General features: G+C 62.0%; 24 protein-coding genes. 8 read left to right on the top strand and 16 right to left on the bottom strand.

Features of this window, described 5'->3' with window-relative positions:
• Nucleotide 1: 1 nt before the first annotated feature.
• Genes ACZ5Y5_RS05030 through ACZ5Y5_RS05055 form a run of 6 tightly spaced genes read right to left on the bottom strand, consistent with a single transcriptional unit; the run spans nucleotide 2 to nucleotide 6,572 of the window.
• A complete protein-coding gene (locus tag ACZ5Y5_RS05030) occupies nucleotides 2–1,081 on the bottom strand; it encodes a CgeB family protein (RefSeq protein WP_464810088.1) in 1,080 nt (359 codons plus the stop codon).
• Nucleotides 1,078–2,184 carry a CgeB family protein gene (locus ACZ5Y5_RS05035; RefSeq protein WP_464810089.1) on the bottom strand — a complete coding sequence of 369 codons (1,107 nt, stop codon included), beginning with the start codon at nucleotides 2,182–2,184 and terminating at the stop codon, nucleotides 1,078–1,080. Before ACZ5Y5_RS05035 ends, ACZ5Y5_RS05030 begins: the two co-directional genes overlap by 4 nt.
• Nucleotides 2,181–3,305, bottom strand: a complete 1,125-nt coding sequence (locus ACZ5Y5_RS05040) for a CgeB family protein (RefSeq protein ID WP_464810090.1) — start codon at nucleotides 3,303–3,305, stop codon at nucleotides 2,181–2,183. The genes ACZ5Y5_RS05035 and ACZ5Y5_RS05040 overlap by 4 nt, the downstream gene beginning before the upstream one ends.
• Complete coding sequence (locus ACZ5Y5_RS05045; protein WP_464810091.1) at nucleotides 3,302–4,378, bottom strand: glycosyltransferase family 4 protein; 1,077 nt, start codon at nucleotides 4,376–4,378, stop codon at nucleotides 3,302–3,304. Before ACZ5Y5_RS05045 ends, ACZ5Y5_RS05040 begins: the two co-directional genes overlap by 4 nt.
• A gap of 5 nt (nucleotides 4,379–4,383) precedes the next feature.
• Nucleotides 4,384–5,463 carry an SDR family NAD(P)-dependent oxidoreductase gene (locus tag ACZ5Y5_RS05050; RefSeq protein ID WP_464810092.1) on the bottom strand — a complete coding sequence of 360 codons (1,080 nt, stop codon included), beginning with the start codon at nucleotides 5,461–5,463 and terminating at the stop codon, nucleotides 4,384–4,386.
• On the bottom strand, nucleotides 5,460–6,572 hold the full coding sequence (locus tag ACZ5Y5_RS05055) for an SDR family NAD(P)-dependent oxidoreductase (protein WP_464810472.1): 1,113 nt from the start codon (nucleotides 6,570–6,572) through the stop codon (nucleotides 5,460–5,462). The genes ACZ5Y5_RS05050 and ACZ5Y5_RS05055 overlap by 4 nt, the downstream gene beginning before the upstream one ends.
• Nucleotides 6,573–6,839: 267 nt before the next feature.
• On the opposite strand from ACZ5Y5_RS05055, the gene ACZ5Y5_RS05060 reads away from it, so the two are divergent.
• The 6 genes from ACZ5Y5_RS05060 to ACZ5Y5_RS05085 are packed head-to-tail and all read left to right on the top strand — an operon-like array spanning nucleotide 6,840 to nucleotide 12,430.
• Nucleotides 6,840–7,466: a histidine phosphatase family protein gene (locus ACZ5Y5_RS05060; RefSeq protein WP_464810093.1), complete on the top strand. Its 627-nt coding sequence runs from the start codon at nucleotides 6,840–6,842 to the stop codon at nucleotides 7,464–7,466.
• A 5-nt stretch (nucleotides 7,467–7,471) separates the two neighbouring features.
• Entirely contained in the window at nucleotides 7,472–8,290 is an 819-nt protein-coding gene (locus ACZ5Y5_RS05065) for a TIGR04290 family methyltransferase (RefSeq protein ID WP_464810473.1), read from the top strand.
• On the top strand, nucleotides 8,287–9,210 hold the full coding sequence (locus ACZ5Y5_RS05070) for a glycosyl hydrolase (protein ID WP_464810094.1): 924 nt from the start codon (nucleotides 8,287–8,289) through the stop codon (nucleotides 9,208–9,210). Before ACZ5Y5_RS05065 ends, ACZ5Y5_RS05070 begins: the two co-directional genes overlap by 4 nt.
• A gap of 12 nt (nucleotides 9,211–9,222) precedes the next feature.
• Nucleotides 9,223–10,365, top strand: coding sequence for an inositol-3-phosphate synthase (locus ACZ5Y5_RS05075; RefSeq protein ID WP_464810095.1), 1,143 nt, complete (start codon nucleotides 9,223–9,225; stop codon nucleotides 10,363–10,365).
• A gap of 20 nt (nucleotides 10,366–10,385) precedes the next feature.
• Nucleotides 10,386–11,390, top strand: a complete 1,005-nt coding sequence (locus ACZ5Y5_RS05080) for an MDR/zinc-dependent alcohol dehydrogenase-like family protein (protein WP_464810096.1) — start codon at nucleotides 10,386–10,388, stop codon at nucleotides 11,388–11,390.
• A 38-nt stretch (nucleotides 11,391–11,428) separates the two neighbouring features.
• The gene (locus tag ACZ5Y5_RS05085) at nucleotides 11,429–12,430 is read left to right on the top strand and encodes a Gfo/Idh/MocA family protein (RefSeq protein ID WP_464810097.1); all 1,002 of its coding nucleotides are present in this window, start codon (nucleotides 11,429–11,431) and stop codon (nucleotides 12,428–12,430) included.
• Here the strand turns inward: ACZ5Y5_RS05085 and ACZ5Y5_RS05090 are convergent.
• The 4 genes from ACZ5Y5_RS05090 to ACZ5Y5_RS05105 are packed head-to-tail and all read right to left on the bottom strand — an operon-like array spanning nucleotide 12,427 to nucleotide 16,284.
• The gene (locus ACZ5Y5_RS05090; RefSeq protein WP_464810098.1) at nucleotides 12,427–13,818 is read right to left on the bottom strand and encodes a Coenzyme F420 hydrogenase/dehydrogenase, beta subunit C-terminal domain; all 1,392 of its coding nucleotides are present in this window, start codon (nucleotides 13,816–13,818) and stop codon (nucleotides 12,427–12,429) included. The two genes, ACZ5Y5_RS05085 and ACZ5Y5_RS05090, sit on opposite strands and share 4 nt — an antisense overlap.
• Before the next feature lie 10 nt (nucleotides 13,819–13,828).
• Nucleotides 13,829–14,929 (bottom strand): polysaccharide pyruvyl transferase family protein, encoded by a 1,101-nt coding sequence (locus tag ACZ5Y5_RS05095; protein ID WP_464810099.1) that lies wholly within the window; start codon nucleotides 14,927–14,929, stop codon nucleotides 13,829–13,831.
• Entirely contained in the window at nucleotides 14,929–15,387 is a 459-nt protein-coding gene (locus ACZ5Y5_RS05100; protein ID WP_464810100.1) for a DUF6165 family protein, read from the bottom strand. Before ACZ5Y5_RS05100 ends, ACZ5Y5_RS05095 begins: the two co-directional genes overlap by 1 nt.
• 9 nt (nucleotides 15,388–15,396) lie before the next feature.
• Nucleotides 15,397–16,284: a glycosyltransferase family 9 protein gene (locus tag ACZ5Y5_RS05105; RefSeq protein WP_464810101.1), complete on the bottom strand. Its 888-nt coding sequence runs from the start codon at nucleotides 16,282–16,284 to the stop codon at nucleotides 15,397–15,399.
• Between the two features lie 133 nt (nucleotides 16,285–16,417).
• Here ACZ5Y5_RS05105 and ACZ5Y5_RS05110 point away from each other — a divergent pair, with 133 nt between their 5' ends.
• Nucleotides 16,418–17,719, top strand: coding sequence for an NRAMP family divalent metal transporter (locus ACZ5Y5_RS05110; RefSeq protein ID WP_464810102.1), 1,302 nt, complete (start codon nucleotides 16,418–16,420; stop codon nucleotides 17,717–17,719).
• 3 nt (nucleotides 17,720–17,722) lie between these two features.
• Here the strand turns inward: ACZ5Y5_RS05110 and ACZ5Y5_RS05115 are convergent, their stop codons facing one another.
• From ACZ5Y5_RS05115 to ACZ5Y5_RS05140, 6 genes are all read right to left on the bottom strand, one after another.
• Nucleotides 17,723–18,760: a rod shape-determining protein gene (locus ACZ5Y5_RS05115; protein ID WP_464810103.1), complete on the bottom strand. Its 1,038-nt coding sequence runs from the start codon at nucleotides 18,758–18,760 to the stop codon at nucleotides 17,723–17,725.
• Nucleotides 18,761–19,138: 378 nt separating this feature from the next.
• Entirely contained in the window at nucleotides 19,139–20,566 is a 1,428-nt protein-coding gene (locus ACZ5Y5_RS05120; RefSeq protein ID WP_464810104.1) for a hypothetical protein, read from the bottom strand.
• Nucleotides 20,567–20,613: 47 nt separating this feature from the next.
• Nucleotides 20,614–22,053, bottom strand: coding sequence for a glycosyltransferase family 2 protein (locus ACZ5Y5_RS05125; protein WP_464810105.1), 1,440 nt, complete (start codon nucleotides 22,051–22,053; stop codon nucleotides 20,614–20,616).
• On the bottom strand, nucleotides 22,053–23,024 hold the full coding sequence (locus ACZ5Y5_RS05130) for a HEAT repeat domain-containing protein (protein ID WP_464810106.1): 972 nt from the start codon (nucleotides 23,022–23,024) through the stop codon (nucleotides 22,053–22,055). The genes ACZ5Y5_RS05125 and ACZ5Y5_RS05130 overlap by 1 nt, the downstream gene beginning before the upstream one ends.
• Nucleotides 23,025–23,026: 2 nt before the next feature.
• Nucleotides 23,027–24,151, bottom strand: a complete 1,125-nt coding sequence (locus ACZ5Y5_RS05135) for a YaiO family outer membrane beta-barrel protein (RefSeq protein WP_464810107.1) — start codon at nucleotides 24,149–24,151, stop codon at nucleotides 23,027–23,029.
• Complete coding sequence (locus ACZ5Y5_RS05140) at nucleotides 24,148–24,522, bottom strand: response regulator transcription factor (protein ID WP_464810108.1); 375 nt, start codon at nucleotides 24,520–24,522, stop codon at nucleotides 24,148–24,150. Before ACZ5Y5_RS05140 ends, ACZ5Y5_RS05135 begins: the two co-directional genes overlap by 4 nt.
• Before the next feature lie 333 nt (nucleotides 24,523–24,855).
• Here ACZ5Y5_RS05140 and ACZ5Y5_RS05145 point away from each other — a divergent pair, with 333 nt between their 5' ends.
• Nucleotides 24,856–25,167 carry a hypothetical protein gene (locus tag ACZ5Y5_RS05145; RefSeq protein WP_464810109.1) on the top strand — a complete coding sequence of 104 codons (312 nt, stop codon included), beginning with the start codon at nucleotides 24,856–24,858 and terminating at the stop codon, nucleotides 25,165–25,167.
• Nucleotides 25,168–25,356: the final 189 nt, after the last annotated feature.

The following is a 25,356-nucleotide window of genomic DNA, read 5'->3' on the forward strand; positions in this document are numbered from 1 at the left end:
GTCATCCTGCTGCGGCAACCTGGCCCCGGGTCTGCATCGCCGCAGCGTCATGAAGGTAAGTCTCAAGCTGTTCGGCACGGTGCTGCGCCGTATGTTCGCCAAGGATGCGAGCGCGCCCTGCCTGGCCAATGCTGGCGCGATCTTCGTCCAGCGCGACGACCACCTGCTCCGCATTCCAGGCGAACAATATCTCCCGGTTCGGCGTCAGCAGATCGGCAAGGCCCGGCCACACGTCTGAAATGATCGTCGTCCCGCACGCCGCAGCCTCGAACAAGCGGACAGAGGGCGACCAGCCCGCCTCGATCATATCCGCGCGCGTGACATTCAGCGTGTAGCGCGACGCGGAGTAGAAGGTGGCGTGGTCCTGCGGCGGCAAATGGTCGATGCGTTCCACATTCGCGGGCCAGTCAATATCGGCGGGATATTGCGGGCCAGCGACGACGAAGCGTCGCTCCGGCATCAGCCGGGCAGGCTCTATCAGCAACCGTTCCAGCGTCGGCTGCCGGTCGGGGCTGTAGGTGCCGAGATAGGATAGATCCCAACGCTTGGGCACCGCCATGGGCTGATACGCAGCCGCATCGACGGAGCAAAAAAGCGCTCGCGCCATGGGCGAACCATAATGACCCTCCAGCAGGTCGAGCGTCGGACCGCCGGTGAAGGAGCAATAGACGTCGTAGCCCGGTATCAGATCGGCCGACAGATAGTCGCAGCTTCCCCCACGCAGACTGGCAAGCGTTACCGGCGTGTCTATGTCATAGAAAAGCGTGACGCCGCGGGCATGACGCTGGACATATTGCCCGACCGCGATGCCTTCGGGGACATAGGAGCCAACCATGACTGCGTCCGCGGCTTGGATCTCTGCCCGCCACGCATCCAGCGCGGCGAGATCCTCGTAAAGCTCAAGGCGGCAGAAATCCGGATCGGCAAGGTCCCGCTGGCTTGCATACCAGGGAACATCCCGCTCCAGGAAAAGCACCTCATGCCCCCGCGCAGCAAAGGCCGACAGCAGTGCGCGGAAGGTGGTGGCATGGCCGTTGCCCCATGAGGAAGAGAGGCTGAGACCGAGGACGACGAGTTTCATGCTCTCTCCATCTCCTGCTGGCGGTTGGACTTCGCGGCGGATCGGTCGCGAAGGATGGCATCGACCTGAGCGCCGCGAAGAGCGTAGCTATGTTCGGCGCGGACGCGGGATAGTGCGGCCCGGCCGATCAGGCGCGCGCGTTCGGGGGTCAGCGCGGCGAGATGGTCCGCCACATCCTGCCCGTCACGGGCCACCAGCACCTCTTCATCGGGCTTCAGGAACAGTTCGATCCCTTCCCAGGCATCGGTGATGAGGCACGCCCCTGCCCCGGCCGCTTCGAACACGCGGGTGGCGGGAGAAAAGCCGATATGCGCCATGCTGTCCCGCGCGACGTTCAGGACGGCGAGCGGCGTGCAGTTGAAGGCGTTATGCTCCGCCGTATAGACATGGCCGCGATGGCGGACATTGGCGGGCATCGCCTTCGTTTCCCAGCCGTTGCCGCCTATCAGGAAGCTGCACTGGGGAAGCAGCCCGGCGGGCTTGAGGAAGAATTCCTCCACCCGGCTTTCCCTGTCAGGCAGGCGATTGCCGAGAAACGCCAGATCGCAGGCGAAGCGCGGGTCCGGTTCGACGGGGAAATGGCTCTGCGGGTCGAGCGCGTTATAGACTGGAATGCACTCAGCCGCGCCGAAAGCGCGATAGGCATTCACCACCGGATCGCCGCCGCCATAGGTCAGCACGAGGTCCAGACCCGGAAGCGATCGCCTGACGGGGTGAGCTGGATCGGCGCGCATTTCATCGAGCGTGGCGGCGGCATCCACATCCCAGAAGATGCGCAGGGCATGGGGACGAGCGCGTTCCATCACGCCGTGCAGCAGTTCCTCGTCGAACACCCCTACCCCGCTGGCCTTCACGACCACATCTGCATGGGCGGCCTCTGCCATCACATCGGTCAGCGCATCGGCAGTTGCAGGGTAAACGACGACGCGCGCCCATTCGGGCGGGTCGATGTCGCGATGCTGCTGGCGATCGAAAGCGTCGGGTTCGTAGAAAGTGACGGCATGGCCCCGCTCGGCCAATTCGCGGAGGATGCCGCGATAATAGGTGGCGGCCCCGTTCCAGTAGGAGGAAAGCAGGCTCGATCCGTAAAAAGCAATCTTCATGCGACATTCCTTGCAAGGGGAGGCCGTGCGGCAGGCGCATCAAGCGAGGCGATAATTTCCATGAGCTGCTGGGCACGGTGGGCACAGCTGTGGCGGCTGCGGATCGTTTCCAGGCCGTTGCGCACCAGCGAGGCGCGCAGGTCCGGGTCAGAACTGACCGCGCGGAGATGGCGCGTCATTTCCTCGCCGTTGCGGGCAAAGAGGAAGTCCTCGCCCGGCCGGAACAGGTTTTCACTGTCATCCCAAGGCGCGGACAGCAGCGGTATGCCGCACGCCAAAGCTTCGAACACACGGATGGTCGGGATGCCGGGCAGAAGCTGCGTGTAATAGCGGCGCGGCACATGGACCGTCGCGAGATGGCGAGCGAAGATGCCCGGCGCACCGGCATTTGGCGCCCATCCATGATAGCGCACGCCATAATGCGCCAATGTGTCCAAAGCTCCAGCCGGATAGCGGACGCCATAAATGTCGAGCGGCGAAGCAGCCTGTGCTGCCGGACGAAAGAGGAAGTCTTCCAGCTCGGCCGTGCGTTCCCCGTCCCCCCAATTGCCGATCCAGACTAGGCCTTGCCGGTGGTGCTCGTTTGCGGGCGGATGGAAATGGCGCAAGTCGGCGGCTTCATGCCAGGTCCATACCCGGTCACCCCAGCCCCAGCGCCGATAGACTTGCGAAAGCGCCTCGCCAAAGGCCAGCACGCCGTCATAGCCGGACAGATCGAAGGCGCGAATGGCCTCCGGGTCCGATACGGCACGATGATGGGTGTCGTGGAACAGGAGTGTAAAGCTGGCTCCCCGCGCCCGCAGGTCGCCCAGAGCAGCTACCAGAGCGGGCTCATTCCATTCATGGACAATGACGACGTCGGCTCCCTCGACCAAGGCGTCGAGTTCGGCATCCGACCCGTAGCTGTAGGTGACGAGTTCCGGATAGGCTGCGCGAAAGGGCGCAAGCCCTGCCTCAGCATGATCGGCAAGGAGATTGGAAAGGCTCCAATTCCCTTCGGGTTCCAGAGCCAGCACCTCATGACCCAGCGCCGTAAGTTCGCGAAGCACGCCCCGCAGGAAATGCGCATTGCCATGGTTCCAGCAGGACAGCAGCGAGTGCGTGAAATAGCGTATCTTCATGCGGCAACCCTCCGCTCCGCAGTGGCGTAATGCGCGGCCATCGCAGCGGCCATGGCGGCAGGGCTGTAGCGGCGGGCGCGATCCTGGGCGGCTTGCCCTGCAGCGATCCGGGCCGGTCTATTCTGCAGCAGCTGTTCGATCGCCCGTGCAAAGGCAGCGGGGTCGCGGGGATCGACAAAGATCGCGGCCCCATCCCACAATTCGCGGAAAGTCTCTATGTCCGACAGCACCAGAGCGCACCCGGCGATTGCCGCTTCCAGCACGGCAAGGCCGAAAGGCTCGTAGAGAGCAGCCGATGCAAAAACGGGACGCTGGCTCAGCCGTTCGGCCAGCGCGGCAGCATCCAGGTTACCGAGCGGGGTGATGGCATCAAGGACCAGAGCCGCACCATGGGGCGCGCGGGTTGAACCGGCCGCGAAAAAGGGAGCGGAGAGCCGTGTGGCGGCTTCGTCGAGGATATGGACGTTCTTGCCTTCATCCCACAGCCGGCCTGCGGTGAAGACGTGGTCTTTCATCGGCCCGCCAGCGGGAACGGCGATGTCGCGCCCGTTATGAACGGCCACAGGGGTCACGCCATAGACCCGCCGGACCGCTTGCGCGAATGCCGCGCTTGGCGTGATGGCCAGAGTTGCGCGCTTCAGCCCGCGCGCAACCAGGTCGGTGCGCCAGGCGAAGTCATGGGGCATAGGGCCGCCATGGACTGCCGCCCACCATGTAGCGACGCAGCTATGCTGGACTGCGACGACGGGGCAGCTGTAGCGGCCGTTCGCGACAAGCGCAGGCGTATGAAGCTGCACAATGTCCGCATGCAGGTCGCCCGCCATTTCGGCCAGCCGGGCTTCGGCCGCCAGCACAGGCGCGGGCTCAGCAGCAAGCCATTCAAGCTCCAGCCCCGTTTCGACCAGATGCAGGTTGGCGATAGTTGCGGCGTCCGCCCGCTGCGCTTCGTCGGGCGCTGGTCCCATGACGGCCAGAGTGACTTGATAGCCGTGAGGCTCGAGCGCTCGGGCGAGGTCCGTCGAATATTGCCAGACCCCGCCCACCGCATCGCAGGATAGCAGGAGATGGCGCATGGCGGTCAAAGCGCCCTCGCCGCCACAGGCGCGACCGATGGGGGAGCCGCCTCCTGCCGCTCTGCGATCAGCCAATCGGCCAGATCGGCCACGCCCTGCCGCCACGGCTTGCGCGGCTTCAGATCAACCGCGGTTTGCAGCGCGCGCGTATCCGCGACGAAATAGCGCTGATCGCCCGCGCGCCAATCCGCCATGTCGAGATTGGGTGAGCGACCGACATAGTCGCCGATGAATTCCAATATCTGGCGCAGACTTACGGCATTGGCGGGACCGCCGCCCAGGTTGAAGGCGCGGCCACTCAGCCGGTCGATGTTGCGCCAGACGCCGAGATAAGCGTCAACGGCGTCGCGCACGTCGAGGATATCGCGAACCTGGCAGCCGTCGCCATAGAGGATGATCCGCCGCCCTTCGAGAGCGCTGATCAGGAAATGCGCGACCCAACCTTGATCTTCCGTCCCCATCTGCCGCTGCCCATAGATGCAGCTCATGCGCAGGACGGCCGTGGGAACGCCGAAGCTGCGGCCATAATCGAGGACATATTGGTCCGCCCCGCCCTTCGAACAGCCATAGGGGGTGTGGAAATCAAGCGGACGGCTTTCGCTGATGCCATGTTCCCGCAACGCAGCGTCTGCTGGATGGTAAGCCTCGCCTTCCAGGCGGAACTCAAGATCCTCCAGGCCGCCATAGACCTTGTTGGTGGAGGCGAAGATTACCGGCGGAGGCGCGACGCAGCGGCGCGCAGCCTCCAGCACGTTGAACGTCCCCAACATGTTGACTTCGAAATCGGCGCGCGGATCGGTGAAGCTGGTCGTAACCGCGACCTGTGCGGCCATGTGGAACACGGCCTTCGCCTTTGCGACCGCGCTGCCGAGCAAGCCCTCATTGCGCACATCGGCGATGATGGGGGTGATGCTGGCGCCGTGCCGCTCCTCCAGCCAGGCGAGATTGCGGTCCACACCTGGGCGGGCAAGGCTGTCATAGATGATGACTTCCTCCCCCTCACTCGCGAGGCGGTCGGCGATGTTGCTGCCGATGAAACCGGCTCCGCCCGTTACCAGGACGGGCCTGTGATCCGCGCCTCTCATGCCACCAGCCCCCTTGCCTCAAGTTCAGCGCGGGCCTCCGCGACGCGATCGTCCGCAGTCTGCTGCGCCACCCATTCGGCGAGTTCGGCAAGGCCGTGTTGAAAATCCTGCCGCGCGCGGAAGCCCAGCTTTTCTTCGGCCAAGCTGGTGTCGCAGAAACAGTGCCTGATATCCCCGGTTCTCGACTTGCCTACGATTTCGGGCTCCAGGTCATTGCGCCCCATCGCTTCCGCCAGCTTTTCCGCCACTTCCGTAACCGACCGGTCCTGTCCCGAACCGATGTTGAAGGTGCCGCCCGCCGCCTGCGGCAGTTCCAACGCATCGGCGAAGGCGCGCGCAACGTCGCTCACATGAACGAAATCGCGACGCTGCTCGCCATCCTCGAAGATCATCGGCTTTTGCCCGTTGAGCAGCCGCGAAGCGAAGATCGCCAACACGCCGGTATAGGGGTTGGAGAGCGCCTGCCCCGGCCCATAGACATTGAAGAGGCGCAGGCAGACGCCCTCCATCCCATAGGGTGCGGTCATGATGTGGGTCGTGCGTTCCTGCACATATTTGTTGAGCGCATAGATGGACGCGAGGCTCGGCCGCTTCCATTCCGGTGTCGCGATCGGCGTGAGCGGACGGCCCGAACTATCGAGGGGCTCCCAGATCTTCTGGTTGTCCCGGATTGCGCCACGTTCCGCGTCCTGGACGATCTGCCCGTCCGCGTCACGATAGAGCCCCTCGCCATAGATGCTCATCGACGAAGCGGTGACGACCCGCCGCACCGGATTGTCGATCAATCTTTCGAAAAGGACCGCCGTGCCGACGTCGTTCACCGATGTGTAGCGTTCCACCTCATACATGGACTGGCCAACGCCGACTTCCGCCGCGAGATGGATGACGCTGCCGATGCCCTGCAAGGCGCGGTCCACGGCATTGCCGTTGCGGATATCGGCGTGGATCAGTTCTACCTGGTCGTCCAGATCCTCCGGGCGCTCGCCTTCGCCATGGACTTGCTCGATGAGGCTGTCGAGCACGCGGACGCTGTGCCCGCGTGACAGAAGCTCCTTGCAAACCGCCCGGCCAATAAAGCCCGCTCCGCCGGTGACGAGTATCTGCTCCACGGCCAATCCCCTCGTGATGATGAAACTGCCGCCAGAAAGGCGGCTCATTGCAGTATTGCAACAACAGGTAACGCCAGCAGCAACATCTTCTTCTACCGGCTGGTTCCCCGAAAAAGTGGAAGTTCAGGGGATAATATGATCAATTATATAGCCAGTTAGTAACTTATTATAATGGCGATAACATGGATTTGTCATAAGCTTTTACTTGTCGATCTAAGTCAGATCGGATATGGAACTTTCCTATCTCCGCTATTGTTAGCAGCATCTATGTTGATGCTTGCTTCCTCCCAACAGTCTCTGGACACTCGATTTCATCTGGTGCGGCATGGGGCGCATGCAGAGCTGGGCCGGGTTCTGAGCGGCCGCGCCGGCAGCGTTGCCCTCTCCACAGAAGGACGGCTTCAGGCCGAGGCGGTGTCCGCCTGGGCAGGGTTGAACGATGTCAGAGCCATCCATTGCAGCCCGCGCCAGCGAACGATGGAAACCGCATCGATCATAGCGGACGCGCTCGGCCTGAAGGTCGAGATCGCCGATGCGCTGGATGAGGTGGATTTCGGTAGCTGGAACGGCATGGCCTTTGCCGAACTGGATGGCGATCCTCTGTGGCACGCGTGGAATTGCGATCGGGCCAGCAGCATCACGCCGGGTGGCGAGACCATGGCCCAAGCCGTGGGCCGAAGCGTCCATTATCTGGAGTCCCTCGCCCAAACCCAGCCAGGCGCGACGATCCTGTGCGTCACCCATTGCGACATCATCCGCGGCATGATCGCTCATTATCTGGGCCTCAGCCTCAACAATCTCCTCAAATTCAACATCGATCCAGGATCGGTCAGCACAGTGATGCTTGGCCCGGCTGGCGAACGCGTAACCCGAGTGAATGAGGTGCCAGCGTGAAGACAATGAAGATCGCCACCGACCATAAGGAGGATGACGAACTTCGTCGTCAGATCGAGGCGCTGGGCCCCTGGTTCCATAATTTGCGCATCGGCGGGATCGAAACCGCGCCCGATCATTTTCTGGGCGACTATCCCGCATTCAAATTCGCCCGATTTGCCGACGCATTGCCCGAGGACCTGAGCGGAAAAACCGTCCTCGATATCGGCTGCAACGCAGGCTTTTATTCGATCGAGATGAAACGCCGGGGCGCGGCGGAGGTGCTGGGCATCGATTCAGACGACCGCTACCTCGCGCAGGCCCGCTTTGCCGCCGAAGCGCTGGGCCATACCGGCATCAGCTTTGAAAATCTGTCGGTCTATGACGTGGGGAAGCTCGGCCGCCGCTTCGACGTCGTCATCTTCATGGGCGTGCTCTACCATCTAAGGCATCCGCTCCTGGCGCTGGACCTGATCCGCGAGCATGTTGCAGGCGACCTGCTGCTGTTCCAGACGATGCAGCAGGGATCGCCCGATGTGTTGCTGGTGCCGGAGGACCACCCGTTCCATGTGCCAGGCACCAACCGGCCGCCGACTTTCTTCGACAATCCCGCCTATCCCAGGATGCACTTCATCGAGCGCAAGTTCGCGCACGACTGGACCAATTGGTGGGCGCCCAACAAGGCGGGGGCCCAAGCGCTGCTGCGCGCCGCCGGCTTCACCATAGAGGCTGAGCCTGAAGAGGAAGTCTATCTCTGCCGCGTCGCCCCTGTCCCCTATGCGGACCTGATGGGCAGCGCGGCCGTCTATCCAGCACAAGGACCGGAGGAGGGAACGCAGGCATGATCGAAGCCGCGATGATCTGGAATGAACCCAACAACAAGTCGCATTGGGACCTGGAGATCGACCCTGACTGGTCCCGCTATGCCGACATGGTGGTCCGCGCCGGATCAGCCATTCAGGACGTCAATCCTGCGGTAACGCGCGTGCTGGGCGGCATGTCGCCGATCGACCCGCATTGGGTGAACAGGATGCGGGATCATGGCGCATTGGACGCCGTCGACGTGGTCGCTGTTCACGGCTTTCCGCTCGACTGGAACCTCTGGCCCATTCATGACTGGCCCGCCAAAATCGTGGAGATCGAAGCGGTGGTGCCCGACAAGCCGATCTGGGTGACGGAAGTCGGCGTGGGGTCCTTTGGCGCGGAAGAAGTGCAGGTGTTCGGCCTCAATCGCACCGCCGAACTGCTGATCGGGCGAGTGCCGCGCGTCTTCTGGTACAGCCTCTATGACCTGCCGCAGGAATGGGGCGCGACCACCCGGCATCGGGAAGCCGAGGGGTCAAGCTATTACCGCCATTTCTACATGGGCCTGATCCGCGCCGATGGCACGCCCAAGCCCGCCTTGGACGATTATGCCAAGGTGGCCGGTGAGATGGGGCTGATGCAATGGTTCCATTTCGAAGACCCGCGCCTGGACGACGCGGTTGCCTGGATGAAGCGGCTGGGCGTGCGGCATTTGCGGACAGGGCTGTCTTGGGCGGACAGTTTCCGGCCCAATGCAATCGACTGGTTCGATCGTCAGATGGAGGCGTTGGCCGACTTCAACGTGACGGTGACCTTCTGCTTCACGCCTGAGCATCTGGGTATCGCCCCCCACCACAGCAGCGCCGTGCATGAGCCAGACGCATTTGCCGATTTCTGCGCCTGGATGATCGATCGCTACGCGCCCGCGTCATCCGCCCTGCCCGCGGTCCGCACGGCCTGAAGGAGACCCGCCATGAAGCCATCGCCGCACAGCATCCCCCGGCAGGCGATCAACATCGCGATCGTCGGCGTGGGCAACTGCGCAAGTTCGCTAGTCCAGGGGCTCTCCCACTACCGCGCCGAAAGCAATGACCATCTTGGGCTGATGCACTGGGACCTTGGTGGTTATCGCCCCTGCGACATCAAGCTGACGGCGGCATGGGATATCGACCGGCGCAAAGTCGGCCGCGACATTGCCGAGGCGATCTTCGCCAAGCCCAACTGCACGCAAATCTTCTGCCGTGACGTCAAAAACAGCGGCGTCATGGTTGAAATGGGTCGCGTGCTGGATGGCTATGCCGAACATATGGGGGATTATCCCGACGAACGAACATTCCTGCCGGCCGATGCGCCGCAGCCAAGCCGCCGCGATGTCGTCAACCGCCTGCGCGAAGCGAAGGTCGATGTCCTGCTGAATTACCTGCCCGTTGGATCGCAGAAGGCGACGGAGTTCTACGCGCAATGCGCGCTCGACGCAGGCGTTGCCTTCGTCAACAACATCCCCGTCTTCATCGCCAGCGACCCTGAATGGGCGCAACGGTTCGAGCGCGCGGGCGTCCCGATAATCGGGGATGATATCAAGGCGCAGCTTGGCGCAACGATCGTTCATCGCGTACTGACCGATCTGTTCGCCAAGCGCGGTGTGAAGCTCGACCGCACCTATCAGCTGAACACCGGCGGCAATACCGACTTCCTCAACATGTCGAACCGTACACGGCTGACGTCCAAGAAGATTTCCAAGACCGAGGCGGTGCAGTCGGTCGCGGAAAGCCGCCTGGAGGACGAGAATATTCACATCGGCCCGTCCGACTATGTGGCCTGGCAGAACGACAATAAGGTCTGCTTCCTGCGCATGGAGGGTCAGTTGTTCGGCGGCGTACCGATGAACCTGGAACTGCGCCTGTCGGTCGAGGACAGCCCGAATTCGGCAGGAGTGGCAATCGACATGATCCGCTGTGCCAAGCTGGCGCTCGATCGCGGCTTGGCGGGACCGGTCCACCCGGCAGCCGCCTATTTCTGCAAGCATCCACCCGAACAGATGACCGACGACCGCGCGCATGAGGCGCTGGAAGCGTTCATCAATGGGGAGGGCGCTGTGGCGTTGGCGGCGGAATGATGGAGATGCTGGACGCTTCGATGAAACAGGACGACCAGGCGCAGGATGTGATTGACGCTCCGGTAAAAAGCATGCGGGCTGCAGTGGTGACTGGCCCCGGCGTTGTCCGGATTGATCATGTACCGGTGCCCGATCCAGCACCAGGACAAGTGCGCCTGCGGCTGGAAGGGTGCGGCGTCTGCGCGTCAAATCTGACCCCATGGGCTGGACCGGAATGGCAGCAATATCCGATCGAGCCCGGTTCGTTGGGGCATGAAGGCTGGGGCGTGATCGATGCCGTTGGCAAGGGCGTAACCAGCGTCGCGGTCGGCGACCGAGTGACGGCTCTCTCCTATGCCAGCTACGCCGAATATGACTTGGCCGACGAAGCCGCTGTAGTGCGCCTGCCGCCTGCTTTGGACGGCCTCCCATTCCCCGGCGAGCCGTTGGGCTGCGCGTTCAACATCTTTCGGAGGGCGGACATTCAGGCGGGGCAGACGGTCGCGATAGTCGGCGCCGGATTCCTGGGTGCGGTGCTCACTCAGCTTGCGACCGAGGCAGGCGCGCGGGTGATCGCCATCTCCCGCCGCCAATCCTCTCTGGATCTTGCCCGCCGCTATGGCGCGGCCGAAACCATCGTCATGGACGATCATCATGCGATCATCGCCAAGGTCAATGACCTGACCCAAGGTCGACTTTGCGAGCGCGTGATCGAAGCCGTCGGCAAACAATGGCCGCTCGACCTGGCGACGGAACTGACGGCGGAACGGGGCAAACTGATCGTCGCAGGTTATCATCAGGACGGCCCGCGTCAGGTGAATATGTGGCTGTGGAACTGGCGCGGCATCGATGTCATCAACGCCCATGAGCGCGATCCTGCCGTCTATGCGGCCGGCATCAGGGAAGCCGTGGAGGCGGTCGCTTCCGGGCGCCTCGACCCTGCGCCGCTTTATACCCACCGCTACCCGCTCGAAAAGCTCGAAGAGGCACTTAACGCGACGCGGGACAAGCCGGACGGTTTCGTCAAGGCGCTGGTGATTCCATGATCATTTCAAGCAACGCAGCCCCTGCGACGGCGACCAGCGTGCGTCGGCCACGCGTCGGATTTCTGGGTGTCGGCTGGATCGGCCGGAACAGAATGGAAGCGATGCTCGCGACCGGCGGAATTGACGTTGCAGCCATCGCCGACGCGCTGCCCGGCAACACGGCCGATGCCGCGCTGCTCGCGCCCCAAGCCGTTCAGCTTGACGGCCTTGAGGCGCTATTGGAGCAGGATCTGGACGGCATTGTCATTGCCACGCCCAGCGCACTGCACGCCGAACAGTCGATCCTCGCGCTGGAACGCGGCATCCCGGTCTTCTGCCAGAAGCCGCTGGGCCGAAACCTGGCGGAGGTTCAAGCGGTGATCGATGCCGCGCGGGCTGCCGATTGCCTGCTGGGAGTCGATCTTTCCTACAGGGGAACGCAGGGGATGCGCGCGATTTATGAGCGCGTTCGTGCGGGCGACCTGGGCGATGTCCATGCGATCGATCTGACGTTCCACAATGCTTATGGGCCGGACAAGCCATGGTTCTATGACCCGAAGCTTTCGGGTGGCGGGTGCTTGATGGACCTGGGCGTTCACCTGATCGACCTGGCGCTCTGGATGCTCGGCTTTCCGGATGTCGAAAGCATCGACGCCGACCTGTTCAGCAAGGGAAAGCATCTGGTCGATCGCGGCACGCAGGTTGAGGATTTTGGCATTGCGACGCTACGGCTCGCCACCGGTTGCGTGGTCCGGATCACCTGCTCCTGGCATCTGCATGCGGGGCAGGACGCGGTGATCGCCGCCGAATTTTACGGCGACAAGGCTGGAGCCAGCTTCCGGAATGTGAACGGCTCCTTCTACGACTTCCAGGCGGAGCTTTTCCACGGAACTGGACGGGAAATCTTGGCCACGCCGGGCGACGCCTGGGGTGGGCAGATGGCAGGCGAGTGGGCAGAGCAGCTTGGCCGCTCCCGCCGCTTTGATCCGGCTTGCGAGACATTCGCCCATGTCGCCGCCGCGATGGACGGCATCTATGCCGCCGCCATGGGCAGGTCCTAACGCTGCTGAAGCGACTGGCGCGAGAAGCGCCGCTCCAGTCGATCGAAGGCGGCGCCGATCCGTCCGCGCGAATAGGTGAGGCCATGATAGAGCTTCAGCATTGTGCGCCCCCAGGACAGGAACAGCTGGGGTCGCTTCATCCGCTTCGCGATCCTGAACAGCCTGCTGCTGCCGCGGCTGATATGATAGCGAAGGCGATAGATGAGCTTGCGGCGCAGCCCTAAATGGCTGCGGGCCGCCTCCACTCTCTTGCGAGGCTTGACGCCCCGCCGGTGCCAGGCAAGACGATAGGCGAGCCCTTCCCGCCGCTGACGAAAACCCGCCGCCTGTGTTTCCCGGACGAACTCCGCATCGACAGGGGCCAAAGCGACACGCCCTTGCCCGATCGCGTCGCGCAGCATTTCATGCAGAATGGGGGAGCGGACGACCACGACATTGGTGCCGCGTCCATCGGAAGAATAGGGCTCCACCCACGCGTCGCCGAAGCTGATATCGGCCGTCTCCGCCACCACATCATCACAGAAATCGCAGGCTGGATTTTGAAAAAAGCCCGATCCCCAATCTCCATCGACCAGATGCCACCAATCCTGACGATGCTGCTCCCCTCCCCGGCATGACAGCTGAGCGGTGTACCAGTTGGCGGGGCGATGAGGGTCCTTGAGCCGATATTCCACCCGCTCCACATCAGGCAGATCGACACCCATCTGCCAGCCGAAGCTCTCTACCATATCACGGCTCTTCATGTGCCCGCAGACCAGACCCAGCGTGAAGGCTATCCGTTCGCGCAGGACGCTATCCTGCGCCCGGGCCAGGTGTATTGCCTTAATAAAACACGGGATTCCGACGATGGCATAGCGTCCAGGAACGGTGTGAACTTCGCGCAGGACCTCCGACATGTCGACCGGATAATAGCGCGACTTCGCCCCTCCGCTGAGCGCCTCCAGATCCCGCGAAATACGATATTGGAAGAAGCGCCCGCCCGACGCCGGATCGGCTGGAGCCACATGCGCGACACCATCGACAAGGCCCCGGCGCAGCAGTTCCGCCGCGACCCAGCTGACCATTCCGCCGGAGCTTCCCTGTTCGCGATAGCCCGCTTCCGCCGCGTGCCCGACATAGGCGGCCTCGAACCGCCCTATCCAGCGATCGTCCTGAGAAGCGGCGGGGAAAAGCCGCGCGGCGAGACTATCCTCATCTTCCGCATGAGGAGAAAATGGGCACAGCCTGGAAAATTCTGTCGTCCGCGCGGCGCGCCACTCTCGGGCGCCGTGCGGCTTCAACTGCCCTTCTTCGTCCCAGTCCATGCGCGCGGCGGATGGACAGCCCTGCGCGACGCACGATCCGCATCCGGTGCACAGGCTCGACCGGGTCATGTCCCGAGGACTCACCAGCCGCTCCCTAGGCATGACAAACCGCCAAGGATTTATGCAGGAAGTCCGCCGATCGCCGCCGTAACTGAGCCACACATTCGCCAACGGCAGGGTCCAGCGGCTCGGAGAGTAATGAGGCGTAGCCGTCGGCGTCCGTCTCCGGAGTTGCGATATGGCGCTGCGTTCCGAGCCTGAGCATCAAGTCATGCACCTTGTTGACGCGGTAGGCCGAGGGCACGGTCACAAACGGCCGCTGATTCAAGACCGCAAACACGCAGCCATGGAAAAAGCTCGTAACGACCCCGTCCGCCCCTGCTACCAACGCAGCAAACTCGTCCGGGCCTGCCGCCAGATATTGTTCGTCGGCCCAATCATTGCGGTAACCGATGCTGAGTACGCGCTTCCCGTTCGCGCGCGCATAGGCGCGGATGCTGTCAGACAGCCAAGCCGGAAAATTATGCCCGTAAAGTGCGATGTAGCCCTCCCGCCTCACCTCCATATCCTGCCAGGCGCAGAGCGGAGGAAATTGGAGACAGGGGTCGAGGACCAGTTCCGGATCAATACCCAGCGCCGCCCGGACGATGCTGCGGCTATTTTCATCCCGCACCGAAAGCGATGAAAAATTCCGCAATCGTCCCGCCCAATAAGTCGACAGGCCGTCAGCGGCATCCTGATTTCCGAAGCTGGCGGCGTAGGCGACCAGGGGAGCGCGGAGCCCTTCGCCATAGAAGGTTGAGCATCCGCCATACCAGGGATGGCAGAGGTTCCAGACCTCATCACTACCGACGATAATGGCGTCAAATTCCTCCACCTCCTCTGGCCGCTCCAGTGCGAATGCGTGCGACAGCGGCAGGCGGTTGAAGGCTTCAAGGAACTTCCGGATCTTCTGCGCATAGGCGGGAAAATCGGAGCGCGGGGTGGCTGCAGGCAAAATCGGACGAAAAGCGCAGCGCAGTTCCGCACTCGCTACCTCAGCGGACTGGTGATCGAGCAGCACCGCTTCCGCGCCCATGCTTGCCAACCCTTCGACCAGAGATCGTGCCTGCCAATAGGAGCCGTAGTTGATGCAACGGTGAAAGGTTAGAACGCCGAGGCGCTTGCCCTGCAAATGCTGGCGCCGCCCGTGCATCAGGAACTCCGTCCTGCAGCAGACGCATCACTTGAGCCCCGGCGACGCATTATTTCAGGTGGCAGGGCGGAGGCGTAGCTTTTTTCCTCCACCAATTCTGATTCCAGCAGTCGGTTGATCTCCCGCTTGATGGCGGCGCGGCGGTCATTCGTCTGATAAACGGATCGCGCCAGTTGGACGAAGGCTGGGCCGAATTGCGCGGCCGCCTCCTCTCCCCGGATCGCGTCCTCGATCCGCCAAAGCTCTTCGTTCACCCGCTTCAATTCGCGGCAGAGCGCCCTCACGGCCGGAGCCTCCAATGCCTCTGCCCCAATGATGCTGAGCAACTGATATTCTCGGCCGACATTCCTGCGCGCGGCAGGCGCGGCGATCCGCTCCTGCTTGATCTCCAGGATCGTCATCTTGTCCAGGAGTTCACCCCAGGACACAGGCACGGACGGCGTTGGCATATGTCCCATAGACTGTCCTTACGCCTCCTTGGCACGTCGGTCCGCAAGGTCCCGCCGGACCTGCTCCAGCACAGGCAGCCAATCCCCTGCCTCTTGCTGCGTGTAGATGCGCATGGACGGATACCAGGGCGTGGAGTCACCTTCGTTAGGCCAGCGCCAGTCCGGATTGGCCTTCAGCAGCAGCCAGACCGGCTTTCCAATCGCGCCCGCCAGATGGGCGATCATCGTATCGACCGTAATGACCAGACCAGTTGCAGCAAGCAGTGCTGCGGTCGCGTCCATGTCGAAGGGACAGCCACTGCGATTGAGAACGGCCAAATTGGTTGGCTCAGGCATCAGGCTGATGCACGGCACCTCCGTGCACAGCGGGGCAAGCAGGTCCGGCGGAATTGAACGGGAAGGATCCCACTCACCCGCGCCGTAGCAAAGCCCGACAGTTCCGCGCGGCAGGACGCCTCGACTCACCGTCAGATAGGGCATGGCCCCATCGGCCGGCGTGGCGCGCAACGCGAAACCCAGTTCCGTGATTTCCAGGTCACATTCAGATGGGGGCAGCGGGCGTGCCTCATCGAACGGAACAAAGCGGATCATAGTCTCGCCAGCCCGCGCAGCGGATCGCGCCAGCAGATCCAGCAGACGCGGCTGCACTTCAACTGTGAGGGATGCGGCCTGGGCGCGCAACAGAGGTAGGAAGCGGGCGAACTGGATGGTATCGCCGAGCCCATGATAACAGCGCACAAGACAGTGCCTGTTTCTATATTCCCGGCCGTCCCATACCCAGCGAAGATGATAGGGAAGTGAGGGATCGTCGCGCTGAGCAGGATCGCGTTCTTTCAACTCCCGCTCGGCGAGCGCCCAGGCGGCCGCATATTCCCCTGCCCGCATCGACTCAATCCAATGTGACATGCGGTCATTCATGCCTTCCCAATCCGCGCGGGTGGGACAAGTTCATGTTGGTTGTGTGTATCTCAGGTTAGTGCGGTGAACCCGTCCCGCGCTCGTCCGGTTTGACCATCTTATTCACCGGACCCGAGGACTGATGGACAAGCATATCCGCGAGCCATTGGAAGCTTCTTCCCTCAAGCCATCCGTCCCGCGCGGGCTGTTCAAAGTTCTGGGCGCGGGCGTCGTGACAGGCGCTGCGGATGACGATCCGTCTGCCATTGGCACCTACGCCAGCGCCGGGGCCAAATATGGCTTGGGGTTTCTGTGGATTGCCCCGGTCCTGCTGCCCATGATGTATGTCGTCGTCTATCTGTCGGCGAAAATCGGGCAGGTATATGGCAAGGGCCTGTTCGCCTGCATTCGCGAACAATTTCCACGATGGGTGCTGCTGCCGATGGCGACGATGGCATTCATCGGCAACATCATAGAAGCTGCTGCCGATCTTGGCGGTGTCGGTGCGGCGTTGAACCTGCTGGTGCCTGTCCCTATTCCGCTGCTGGTCGTGGCTTCGGCCGCCCTTATCTTCACCATTCAATATTTCGGCTCATATACTCTCATCCGGCGCCTCTTCCGCTGGCTGGCGCTTGTGCTGTTTGCCTATGGCGCGGCGGCCATTCTGGCCCGGCCGGACCCGATGGAAATCATCCGCGCCACCTTCATCCCGCAGTTGAAGATCGACGCTCAGTCATTGTCGCTGATTGTCGCCTGCATCGGCACATCGCTTTCCGCTTATGTCTATACCTGGCAGTCGAACCAGGAAGTGGAGGAGCAGATCGCCATAGGCCGACGACAGCTATGGCAGCGTAAAGGCGCCAGCGCGCGGGAGATGAAGCGGACCAGCCGCGACGTGCTGACCGGCATGATCTTTTCCAACATCATCCTCTATTTCATCCTGCTGGCCACAGGGGTCACGCTGCATGGGTCGGGCCAAACCGATATCGAAACAGCCGCGCAAGCTGCCGCCGCGCTCGAGCCGGTGGCCGGCCCGGCTGCCAAATATCTGTTTGCGGCCGGTATCATCGGCGTCGGTTTTCTCGCGGTGCCGATTATGACTACGGGAGCGGCTTACGACGTTGTGCAGGGGCTTGGTCGGGAAGGCAGCCTTCACGACGCACCAAACGAGAACCGGCTATTCTACGCCATCATCGCGGCCGTAACGGCGCTGGCGGTAGCCATGAACTTCCTTGGCTTCAATCCGATGAAGGCGCTCGTCTGGTCCGGTATCGTACAGGGTTTTTCGGTTCCACCGCTGCTGTTGCTGATGATGCTGCTGACGAACAGCCGGACTGTCGTAGGAGCCCGAACCAATGGCCGCTGGACCAACCTGCTGGGCTGGATCACGACCATCGTCACTTTCCTGTGCGCAATGGCGTTGATCGGCAGTTGGCTTCACTGACGATCAGGAAATGGTGAGGACCCCCTGATAGGCCGAGTCCTCCAACGCCTTACCTGCCCCCATGGCCACGCACATGAGGGGCGTGTCGGCGATTTTAACCGGCAGTCCCGTTTCTTCCATCAGCGCTTCGTCGAGCCGCCGCAGCAATGCGCCGCCGCCGGTCAGGGTGATGCCCTCTTCGATGATATCGGCGGCCAGTTCCGGCGCGGTCTGCTCCAGAGCGGTTCTGACGGCCATCTTTATCTGCCCAACGGGCTCGGCGAGCGCATCGACGATCTCGGCCTCACTGATGGTCATCTCTGCAGGGCGGCCATTAACCAGGTCACGCCCCTTCACGATGATCCGCCGACCCTCGCCATCAGGCGCCGTCGCGGCGCCGATGTCGCACTTCACCCGTTCGGAGGTCGCTTCCCCTATCATCAAATTATGGTTGCGGCGGATGTGTGACGCGATGGCGTCATCCATCCTGTCGCCGCCGACCCGCGCGGAGTTGCTGTAGGCGATGCCGCGGAGTGACAGCACGGCCACCTCGGTCGTGCCGCCGCCTATATCGACCACCATCGCCCCGCGTGGTTCGGTGACGGGCAGTCCTGCGCCAATAGCGGCGGCCATGGGCTCCTCGATCAATTGCACATGAGCCGCACCGGCATTGGCCGCAGCGTCCCGGAGCGCGCGCCGTTCAACCATTGTGGAGCCCGACGGAACGCAGATCACGACTTCATGGCGCCGCCCGAAACGGCTGCCGTTCAACGCCTTGTCTATGAAATGCTTGATCATCTGCTCTGCGACATCGATGTCGGCGATAACGCCGTCGCGTAGCGGTCTGATCGCCTGGATGTTCGCCGGGGTCTTCCCCATCATCAGTTTGGCTTCGTTACCGACTACCTTCACCTTGCGAAAACCCTGACGGGTTTCGATGGCGATCACGGACGGTTCGTTCAGCACGATGCCCCGGTCGCGCACATGTATGACAGTATTAACAGTGCCAAGGTCGATGGCCATGTCACAGGCGGAGGACGATAGAAACCGAGGCAATTTCATTGAAGGGGAGCAATCTTTTTCTAAGAAGGCAGCAGGAAGCCGCCCCCTGCCCATCCCTCCACATCAGCAGAAGTGCCGTGCGATGACCCGTCCGGTTAGCGGGCTCAAGTGAAGCGAAACGCGACGGACCGCATGCAAAGGGTAGCCCAAGCGAAGAAAACCCCCGCCTCGCAGGAATGAGAGGCGGGGTCAGTTTGGGTCGCAATGCGGGCAAATGCCTGCGTGTGCCAATAGGTCATGAACGAGGATTTATTACAAGGCCGGTAAAGGCTGATCTGGATAAGAACCGGCTCACATGAAAGGAAATTGTGCAATGTACCTAGAGGGATAGCGTCGTACGTAATGAACAGGTTTGATGCAGTTTAAGCAGATTTTTTCTCATCTGGCTCGCAGCGGCCACCCGTGGAGACGAAAGCCACGAAAGTTCGGCCACCCCTGCAAGATGGGGGATAGCTTCCGCTCCACTTCAACTGCGCGATCCGTCTCTCCATAAAAGCTGATCCGGCCTGGCTGGGTGACCGTTTGAGCCTCCAACTTGTAAACCGCTTCGCCAGGCTGAGCTTGACGCGCTGCTGGAAGTAACTCGACAGCACGATCGCTGAGGCGCAGCGTTCCCTGGCGCGCGCGCCGGTAGGTCTGAGTCGCCTCAGTTGCGACGGGCCCGGTCTCTATCGCCACTTGGACCGCCTTGCCGCCACGGAGCCATGGCTCAGCCGCATCCAGGATGAGTTGAGGATCCGTCCGATATGCCATAACGACAAATTCGCTTATAGACGAAATGGCAGCCTGAGCAGCCGAAATCCCAGCCGAAGAATTCTGCATCCACCAGGGTACATCGACCGCGACAGGGCGGCCCCAGGCCGCAGACACCTCTCGCACAGCCGTCGCCCATCCCCTCCAGCCCGCCTCCGGATCAGCAGCGAAACCGGGTTGCCCATAGGGTTCGATATCCAGTTCGAGCATGAGGCTTTCCGGAGCCCTGTGCTTCGCCAGCCGATGCCGCAAGTGGCTAATCCGTGCGACGGCCGTTTCAAGTCCTTCAGGCGTAGCCATGGATGGGTCGCCGTCGAGCAATCTCATCTCGATACCGCGCTGTTCAAGCGCCTCGATCAACTGGACCAAGACCGCATCCGCCTTTGCAGGCACCTGAACCGCCAACTCGTTGAAACCTGCGGCGGCAGCAGCCTCCGCGAAGCCCTGGGGGTCTGAGCGCCAGTCTTCCTCCCTCCAGACCCAGCTACCCCGCCCGATCGCGGCCGCGCTGCTTGTAGCGGGCGCAAGCATTAGGGAGTCGAGCCGGGCAGACGCACCCTCAGCGGGACAGGCAAGGACGAGCGACTGACCGTGCTGCTCGGTGAAGGCAAGGCTGATCCCTTCGCCATTCCAATAACCCGCAGTCAGAGCCGACGCATCTTCTCCTGTCCGGACCTGAGTAACCGCTATGTTTGTATCGCTCCGGCCCTTCAACAGCCACTGCCCATGATAGCCGCCTGGAAGGCGAAAGCCGGGCCAGCTCAGCACGAGACCGGCGGGAGCGCTTCCCGGCTTGCAATCTATCGCGATCCCCCCGCCTTCCTCTCGGACATAGACCCGTTCCTCGATACCGAAGGGACGAAGCTGAGCCAAAGCAACGACATTCTCGCCCAAGGGGATCAACGACGATGAGGGGGCGCCGGATGGTTGCGCGATCATGGCCGAATCCGGACGAAAAACGCCGCCGTCCATCGTGCCGTGGACCTCGATCCATTCTGCTTCACGCCAGCCTTTCACCGCTGGAGCCTCCCACATCAATTGGGCCTCCGCCATGCCGCCGCTCCCCATCCCCGCGACAAGCAGGCAAAGATAGGCTCGCCTCACCCGCGCGAAAATCCCGCTCGGCCCGCAGCGGCCCAGCGATTATCCTTCCGGTAAAAACGCCACATGCCATAGATACGGAACGCCAGATTAGCTTGGCGATAGCCAAGATTTTCCACGACAGCGGCGATACCGATCATGAAGAGATCGCGCGCGCTCGGCGTACGTCGCAGTTGCACCTCTTCGAGCGCCAATGTGCCAAGGCTGATCGCGGTTCCGAACAGAACGGTGATCGAGAAGAAGGCCAGAACGATCGTCCCTGATTCCACACCCATGAAATAAAGGAGCGGGATGAGCAGATAGCCGAACAATTCACACGGCGGACCCAGCACATCCTCTATCACGATCAACGGCATGCCGATCAGACCTATGCGGCCATAGCGCGGGTTGAACAGCATGCGGCGGTGTTCGACGATAGTTTCCAACGCACCCTGCTCCCAGCGTGCGCGCTGATTGCGCAGGCCGCGCCAGCTTTCCGGAGCGTCTGTCCAACAGACGACTTCGGGGACAAAGGCTACCCGATAAGGCCGCTTTTCCTCCCGCATCCGGCGGTGGATGCGAGTGACGACCTCAAGATCCTCTCCGACCGTGTCGTGCCGGTAGCCGCCAATTTCTACCAGTGGAGCGCGCCGGAACATGCCGAACGCCCCGGAAATCAGCATCAACATGTCCAGCCTGGCGTTGGCGATGCGTGCGGTCAGGAAGGCCCGCAGATATTCCAGGATCTGATAACGCGGCAGCCAGCGGCTTGGCAGGCGGATCTGGCGTACATGGCCTCCTTCGACGATGGAGCCGTTGGCAATACGGATCGCGCCGCCGACCGCCAGCAGAGACCCATCATCCGTCATGAACGGCTCAGCAGCGCGCAGCAGGCCATCAGGCTCTATGATCGAATCCGCATCAATGACGCAGACCAGCGGCGCAGCGGCGAAGCCAAGACCTGCGTTGACGGCATCAGCCTTTCGCCCATTTTCCTTGTCGATCAGGATCAGGTTCGGGTAGCGCGCCGAACCATAGATGCCGCGGATACGGGTTTTTTGCAGGACCGCCAGTTGTTCGCGCTCGATAGGGCGCAACTCGAATTGCTCGATCAACACTGAAAGCGTGCCGTCGCTCGACCCGTCATTGACCATGATCACCTCATGGTCGGGATATTCCAGCGCCAGCAAGGCGCGCGCGCTGTCTGCTATCGACAGTTCTTCGTTGAAGCACGGCGCGATGACCGAGATTGGCAATGCAAGATCGGCGTAGCGGGACCAGAGATCGTAGGATCGCTGTGCCGGCTTGATCCGTGTCGCGAACACGCGCGCGGCAAGCAGCAGTTGAATGGTCGAAACGAGGTTGCGAGTCGCCACGACGAGAAAGCAGACGGCGCTGATCGCCACCAAAGTCGCCACGCCAACGCCATGAGCGGCCGAAAAGATGGTTTCGACGAGCATCAGGCTGGCTCCAACACCTGCTGAGCCTGTTGGGCGCGCAATCTTACCCAAGGCGAGGGATCGTGGCGCAACTCAGCGATCGCGGGTAGCCCGTCGGTCAGCCGCATGATTTGACAGGCGCGTATCGCGCGCGCCCGCACCGGAGGCACGGGATCTCTCAACAGCGGCATGATCCAACGCGCGCTGCTCGGATGACCGAGCTTGGTTGCGGAATCCAGCGCAGCCAGCCGTACGGGTGGATGGGGGTCATGAGCGGCCGCCGCCAAGATCGGCAGGGCTGAAAAATCCTCCGTCCACCCGAGCGCATCAATCACCAGCGCCCTCACCGCCGGCGGCAGGTCTTCGGAACGTGCGAGAGCAAACAGTTCGGTCGGGTGCCGCGACGCGATCAGCCTGAACAAGGTCCTGTGCAGGGGCGTTATGCGAGCGCTGTGCAGGGCAAGATGCTCGATCAACTCGTCAGGCTGCGGCAGAGCGTCGAGCCGGGCGAGCAGAGACGCCGCCTCCAATCGCGTATCAAGACGTGGATCTTCGCGCAGGACGGCGTCTAAAGTCGCGACAGCCTGATCTCCACCGATACCGCCCAGCAGGCGCAGCGCATCAATCTGCTGGCGCGGCTGGGAGCGTCTGGCGCGGCGGAGCGCGTCCTTCAGCAAGCCTTGCTCTTCGGCCAGGGCGACGAGCCGGTCCCTATCCTCGCCACGCAAGAGCTGTATGAGATGACTGATCGCGGCGAGCCGTTCGGCAGGACGCGCCTGACGGAAGGCGGGTGACGCAGCCACATTCTCACCCGCTCCCATGATCTCCCGCGTCAAGGCGCGTGTCAGTTCGGCAGCCATATTGGCAGCCCGTTCCTTGCGATCGCGGCGCATCACCAGGAACAGCAACAGGGCCGCCATCGCCAGAGCGCCATAGACCGAAATGAGGATGGCGATCCTCGCTACATCATCTGCGACAGCTATGCCGGGCACGATCAGAACCTGACCTGTATGCCCAGCGACGCACCCTTGCGCTTGTAGGTTTCGCGCCGCCGATCATAGTCGACACCCGCGCGCAGCGAGACCTTTTGCGTCAGCGGCACGGTGCCGCCAGCAAATAGCGAGTGAACCTGCCTTGTGATCCCGGCCTCAGTATCGGGATAAGTGGCGGCTCCGGCGAACAGCGTAACGCCGCTGGAAAACGCTTTGTCGACGCGACCCGATACGCCGGAGCGGTGTGTCCCATCCTCATCCCAGAGGTTGATCATACGGACCGTGGCATTCACCCCCAGCTTGCGCACCGTAAGGCGCATGCCCGGTTGAAACACCGTCACTGACGCGTCCTGATATTCCGCATGCCTGATATCGGCGAGCAATGTGGCAAAAGACGCGACATCTGCCTCTATGCCCCCGGTCACCCCCCATTTCTCCCGAAAGTTGGCGTTTGGTGTGGCGGCCACAGCGACATAGCCCCGCAGAGCTGACCCGAATTGCTGATCAAGTCTGGCTTCAAAACGCGTGTCCGTAGCGGTACGCCGGTCCTCCCGGTCCACACCAAAGGAGATGGCAGTCTCGCGGCCTACATTGCCGAAGACAGCAAAGCTTGTGTCCGCCCACGTCCGGCTCGGCCTGTTGGCGAAGGTGACATGGGAAAAGCTTTGAGCAGCCGCAAAGCCCCATCTTCTTCCCGCCTCTTCGATTGAAGAGTCTTCCTTCTCGAACTGCTGCCGGATAGCTGCGGCGTCCGCATTGCCGGGCGACCGATCCTCTATCCCTGCTACCTCGATCTGCGCGGCCCTGCGATCGCCGGACCAGAGGTAAGCGCGAGCGAGAGCGGCGCGAATATCCATGTCGTCAGGAGCCAGCATTGACGCTCGACGCAGCGTTGCGATCGCCTGAGGATAGCGTCGGTCGAAAGCATAAGCGCTACCCAGCAGGCGCAAAGTTTCCGGATCATCAGGATGGGTCGCATCGGTCTGTTCCAACAAACCTATCGCCGCGGCGAAGTCCTGCCGAGCCAAGGCTAGGCGGGCTTGAGTAATCTGTTCATTCCGTGCGGTGAGGACCGCCGATTCCTGGGTCGGCGGCGCGGCTGCAACCATCGAGACGAGCAGGATCACTGCACCCGTCCGGCAGTCTTCAATATGGCATTGACCCGGACGACAAGTTCGTCGGGTATGAAAGGCTTGGTCAGATAATCACGGGCACCCGCGGTGAGGGCCGCCAGGACGTCCGCCTGCGCCTTGCGCGAGGTCAGCATCACGATCGGCATTTCTGGCCGCTCGGCCGCTAGAGCTCTCAGCACGTCCGGACCAGACATCACCGGCATCATGGCGTCGAGCACCATCAGGTCATAATCGCCGCCACGCGCTTCTCGAAGGGCCGAAGCGCCGTCCTGCCTGATCGTCACGTGATGACCAGCGGCCTCGAGCTTGAAGCGGACCAATTCACCCAACAGGTCGTCATCATCTGCAACCAGGATATGCGCCACTCGACCCTTCCTTTTTCTTCCGCTGCTCATCCCTGAATAGCAGCGACGGCCATTGAGTGCGAAAATTTTTCTTTCTTAACAACGCATAAAGCACCATTCCGGTGCAATTCGACGTAACGGAAAAACGGCTCAACCCGCTGTTGCGAGCCGGCCTGTTAACCCGGTGGGGCTCGCGCGGGCGCCAAGCCAGGTGAAACGAAATAAAAGAATAAAGGACAGGAAGAAGATTTCGCCTTTCGGGGTCAGCTCCTATAGCCTCTTGGATTGATCAGCTCTGCCGCTAAATCCGACGCTCGACATAAGGACCAATTTTACTCCTCAGCTATGGCGCGAATGGCTGCAAATGCCCTTCTCTTTTTTAGCCAAACTTACTATTTTACTAACATGAGCGATTGGCGCGCTCCGGGGCATTTGCAGATGATCGACCTTTCACCTCAACCGCAAGACAAAAGCTCCGGTTCGGCGGATCTGCAGCCGCGTCATGATCCGATCGTTAGCACTCCTATAGAAACAACTCGAAACCGTGGTCGCTGGCCTTTCACCTATGACGAGGCTGAGGCCGGAATAGAGTTGCTGTCCCGCTGGGCTGGACCAGCCGCTTTGGTCATCACACTGGCGCTGATCGTCTGGTGGCTCATCGGGTGAGTCGGGAGCCGGGGCGATTTTGATTCGCCCAAGGGCTTCGATTGAACGGTAAATTTTCGCTTGCAAAACTCATCGGCCAAATTTCAGGTCGTCGCACAAGCGGGGCGGCACGTCCCTGCATACCAACGGATCGTCGGAAAAGACCGTCCAAGCATCCCAGCCATGATTGCTACTCCCAAACATTTATGT

The organism is Sphingobium sp. TomTYG65 (genome assembly GCF_055395525.1).

What these genes read in the sequence shown, in the direction of transcription:
- ACZ5Y5_RS05030 (WP_464810088.1), bottom strand. Translation starts at nt 1,081, where the DNA reads ATGAAACTCGTCGTCCTCGGTCTCAGCCTCTCTTCCTCATGGGGCAAC.
- ACZ5Y5_RS05035 (WP_464810089.1), bottom strand. Translation starts at nt 2,184, where the DNA reads ATGAAGATTGCTTTTTACGGATCGAGCCTGCTTTCCTCCTACTGGAAC.
- ACZ5Y5_RS05040 (WP_464810090.1), bottom strand. Translation starts at nt 3,305, where the DNA reads ATGAAGATACGCTATTTCACGCACTCGCTGCTGTCCTGCTGGAACCAT.
- ACZ5Y5_RS05045 (WP_464810091.1), bottom strand. Translation starts at nt 4,378, where the DNA reads ATGCGCCATCTCCTGCTATCCTGCGATGCGGTGGGCGGGGTCTGGCAA.
- ACZ5Y5_RS05050 (WP_464810092.1), bottom strand. Translation starts at nt 5,463, where the DNA reads ATGAGAGGCGCGGATCACAGGCCCGTCCTGGTAACGGGCGGAGCCGGT.
- ACZ5Y5_RS05060 (WP_464810093.1), top strand. Translation starts at nt 6,840, where the DNA reads ATGTTGATGCTTGCTTCCTCCCAACAGTCTCTGGACACTCGATTTCAT.
- ACZ5Y5_RS05065 (WP_464810473.1), top strand. Translation starts at nt 7,472, where the DNA reads ATGAAGATCGCCACCGACCATAAGGAGGATGACGAACTTCGTCGTCAG.
- ACZ5Y5_RS05070 (WP_464810094.1), top strand. Translation starts at nt 8,287, where the DNA reads ATGATCGAAGCCGCGATGATCTGGAATGAACCCAACAACAAGTCGCAT.
- ACZ5Y5_RS05075 (WP_464810095.1), top strand. Translation starts at nt 9,223, where the DNA reads ATGAAGCCATCGCCGCACAGCATCCCCCGGCAGGCGATCAACATCGCG.
- ACZ5Y5_RS05080 (WP_464810096.1), top strand. Translation starts at nt 10,386, where the DNA reads ATGAAACAGGACGACCAGGCGCAGGATGTGATTGACGCTCCGGTAAAA.
- ACZ5Y5_RS05095 (WP_464810099.1), bottom strand. Translation starts at nt 14,929, where the DNA reads ATGCACGGGCGGCGCCAGCATTTGCAGGGCAAGCGCCTCGGCGTTCTA.
- ACZ5Y5_RS05100 (WP_464810100.1), bottom strand. Translation starts at nt 15,387, where the DNA reads ATGGGACATATGCCAACGCCGTCCGTGCCTGTGTCCTGGGGTGAACTC.
- ACZ5Y5_RS05105 (WP_464810101.1), bottom strand. Translation starts at nt 16,284, where the DNA reads ATGTCACATTGGATTGAGTCGATGCGGGCAGGGGAATATGCGGCCGCC.
- ACZ5Y5_RS05110 (WP_464810102.1), top strand. Translation starts at nt 16,418, where the DNA reads ATGGACAAGCATATCCGCGAGCCATTGGAAGCTTCTTCCCTCAAGCCA.
- ACZ5Y5_RS05115 (WP_464810103.1), bottom strand. Translation starts at nt 18,760, where the DNA reads ATGAAATTGCCTCGGTTTCTATCGTCCTCCGCCTGTGACATGGCCATC.
- ACZ5Y5_RS05120 (WP_464810104.1), bottom strand. Translation starts at nt 20,566, where the DNA reads ATGGCGGAGGCCCAATTGATGTGGGAGGCTCCAGCGGTGAAAGGCTGG.
- ACZ5Y5_RS05125 (WP_464810105.1), bottom strand. Translation starts at nt 22,053, where the DNA reads ATGCTCGTCGAAACCATCTTTTCGGCCGCTCATGGCGTTGGCGTGGCG.
- ACZ5Y5_RS05145 (WP_464810109.1), top strand. Translation starts at nt 24,856, where the DNA reads ATGGCTGCAAATGCCCTTCTCTTTTTTAGCCAAACTTACTATTTTACT.